This is a genomic window from Vulcanococcus sp. DEBay_Sum22DG08_74 (assembly GCF_017852955.1).
In the GTDB taxonomy this organism is placed as follows: Bacteria; Cyanobacteriota; Cyanobacteriia; order PCC-6307; family Cyanobiaceae; genus Vulcanococcus.
In genome coordinates, this window is the sequence record NZ_JAFMKL010000168.1 from 1 (window position 1) to 2,677 (window position 2,677).

Below are 2,677 nucleotides of genomic sequence, written 5' to 3' on the forward strand. Positions count from 1 at the left end.
CCCGATCCTGTGGCTACACGGGGACGCCCTGGGCCCCAGTAACCCCGCCCTCCTGGCGTACCCCGGTCAGCCGGCGGTGTTCGTGTTTGACCGAGAACTGCTGCGGGGCAACAGCCCCACCACCGCCGATCCCCAGGGGGCGGCCGAGCCGGTCAGCCTGAAACGCATCGGCTTTCTGTATGAGTGCCTGCTGGAGCTGCCCGTGACCCTGCGCCAAGGGGATGTGGCCAGTGAGGTGCTGCGCTTTGCCCAAGCCCATGGCGCCGATGGCATCGTCACCAGCTCCAGCGTGGATCCCCGCGTGGGGAGCATCTGCCGCACGCTCGAGCAATCCCTGCCGGTGGTACAGCTCGAACCCACACCCTTCGTCGAGCTGGAGGAGGGAGTGAATCTGGGGCGCTTTAGCCGCTACTGGCGGCAAGCCGAACGGGAGGTCTGGGCCGACTGGGCGCCGCAGGCTTAAGAAGCTGCGTTCTCCTCTGGGGGACTGAGCAGGTCCCGCTCCTCGAGCATCGGGAAGGTTGGAGCCGAGACCTCAGCGGCGCTGCGGGGCGGAACCGTCCACTGCCAGCGGGCCTTGGGAGCGCGCTCACGGCAGAGCGCTTTCAGCTCCTGCCGGAGGGCCCGCTGCACGTCCTGGCGGTTGGCCGCTTCAAAAAACTCCTGACGGCTCGCCAGGCCCGTGCTGAAGGGCCTGCTGCCATTGCCGTTAAACAGTCGAGCCGGATCCACCAGCCAGCGGGGTTTGCACACGCCGGCCTCCCGGGTGTCGGTGGAGAGCCAGATGTGCAGCCCGTAGCCGTCGGGCTGATTCACCACCGCCAAGCCGTCATGGGGCTGGGCGCGCTGCAGGGGATAGATCGTCCAGGTGGCGCTGCGGTGAGCGGGCACACAACCCAGCAGAGCCAGGGCCAGGAGAGCCGCTGCGGGACGGGGCCAACCCAAGGCAGTTCAGGGCACAATCAGCCCCATTCTGGTGGCGTTGTCATGGTGCTCACCCCGTCTGAAATGTTGCCCCTGGGAACGCCCCTGCCGGCGTTCGCGCTGGAGCGGGCCGCAGGCGGCAGCTGGAGCACAGCATCGCTGGAAGCCCAACCGGTGTTGGTGCTGTTCATCTGCGCCCACTGCCCCTACGTGATCCACATCGAGCCCGAGCTGGGCCGCCTGGAGCGCGACTACGGCCAGCAGCTGCAGATCGTGGCGATCTCCAGCAACAGCACCATCACCCACCCCCAGGACGGCCCCGAAGGCTTAAGCGCACAGGCCCAACGCCAGGGCTGGGGCTTCCCCTATCTCTTTGATGCCAGCCAAGCGGTCGCCAAGGCCTTCCAGGCCGCCTGCACCCCCGATCTCTTTTTGTTCGACAGCCAGCACCAGCTCGTCTATCGCGGCCAGCTCGATGCCAGCCGCCCCGGCAACGACCAACCGCTCAATGGCGCCGACCTGAGGGCGGCCATCGACGCCCTGTTGAACGGTCAAGCGATCAGCCCCGAGCAAACGCCATCGATCGGCTGCAACATCAAGTGGCACCCGCAGGAGCCCTAGAGGGCCGAGAACCGAGTGGGGGCCTTAAGGTTCCCTTCATGCAGGTGCCCCCCTTCAGCCTCACGGAACAGCTGGCGCAGCTCGGACCTGAGCTGGATGCAGCGGTTTTGGAGGTTCTCCGTAGCGGTCAATACATCGGTGGCGGGGTCATCGCTGCTTTCGAGAAGGCCTTTGCCGAGAGCGTGCAGAGCCCCTTTGCCGTGGGCTGCAACAGCGGCACCGACGCCCTGATCCTGGCCCTACGCGGCCTGGGCATCGGTCCAGGCGATGAGGTCATCACCGCCTCCTTCAGCTTCTTTGCCACCGCAGAAGCGATCAGCGCCGTGGGCGCCACACCGGTCTTCGTTGATGTCGAGGAGAGCTCCTATCTGATCGACCTGGATCAGGTGGAAGCCGCAATCACCCCCGCCACGAAGGCTCTGATCCCAGTGCATCTGTTTGGCCGGCCAGTCGACATGGAGCGCGTCTGCGCCATTGCCGCGCGGCACAACCTCAGGGTGGTCGAGGACTGCGCCCAGGCCAGCGGAGCCATCTGGGCTGGAATCCCCGTGGGCAGCTGTGGCGATGTGGGCTGCTTCAGCTTCTTCCCCACCAAAAATCTCGGTGGCGCCGGTGACGGCGGTGCCGTGACCTGCAAAGACGAGGCGCTGGCCCAACGGATGCGGGAGCTGGCGGTGCACGGGATGCCCCGCCGCTACCTCCACAGCGAGCTCGGCTACAACAGCCGCCTCGATGCGATCCAGGCCGCCGTTCTGGGCGTCAAGCTGCCCCACCTGAGCGACTGGGTCCAGAAGCGCACGGCCATCGCCCAGCGCTACCGCGCCGAACTCAGCGGCAGCAGCGGCTTCGCCTTGCCCGAGGCCGGTCCCTCCGGCCACAGCTGGAACCAGTTCGTCGTTCGTGTCCCCGCCTGCAGTCCCACGCCGGCCTGCGGCTCAAGCTGCACCCCGTCCGCTGACAGCGCCAACTTCGGCCTCCCGGAAGCCTGCTGCCGCGACTGGCTGAAACAGCAGCTCCAGGAGGCCGGCGTCACAACGATCATCTACTACCCGATTCCAATCCACCGCCAGCCGGCTTATGCCCACCTGAACTACGGGCCCGGCTCGCTGCCCATCACCGAGCGCCTCTGCTC

General features: G+C 66.9%; 4 protein-coding genes. 3 read left to right on the plus strand and 1 reads right to left on the minus strand.

The annotated features are described in order from the left end of the window. The coding region (locus tag QZ184_RS11260) for a hypothetical protein (RefSeq protein WP_296419711.1) at positions 1–463 on the plus strand (463 nt) is incomplete at its 5' end. On the opposite strand, the gene QZ184_RS11265 is transcribed toward QZ184_RS11260, so the two are convergent. Further along, positions 460–945, minus strand: a complete 486-nt coding sequence (locus tag QZ184_RS11265) for a hypothetical protein (RefSeq protein WP_010314416.1) — start codon at positions 943–945, stop codon at positions 460–462. The genes QZ184_RS11260 and QZ184_RS11265 overlap by 4 nt on opposite strands. Positions 946–987: 42 nt before the next feature. Here QZ184_RS11265 and QZ184_RS11270 point away from each other — a divergent pair, with 42 nt between their 5' ends. Then, complete coding sequence (locus QZ184_RS11270; protein ID WP_296419713.1) at positions 988–1,545, plus strand: thioredoxin family protein; 558 nt, start codon at positions 988–990, stop codon at positions 1,543–1,545. A gap of 38 nt (positions 1,546–1,583) precedes the next feature. After that, on the plus strand, positions 1,584–2,677 hold a 1,094-nt coding region (locus QZ184_RS11275; protein ID WP_296419715.1), incomplete at its 3' end, for a DegT/DnrJ/EryC1/StrS family aminotransferase.

What these genes read in the sequence shown, in the direction of transcription:
- QZ184_RS11270 (WP_296419713.1), top strand. Translation starts at nt 988, where the DNA reads ATGGTGCTCACCCCGTCTGAAATGTTGCCCCTGGGAACGCCCCTGCCG.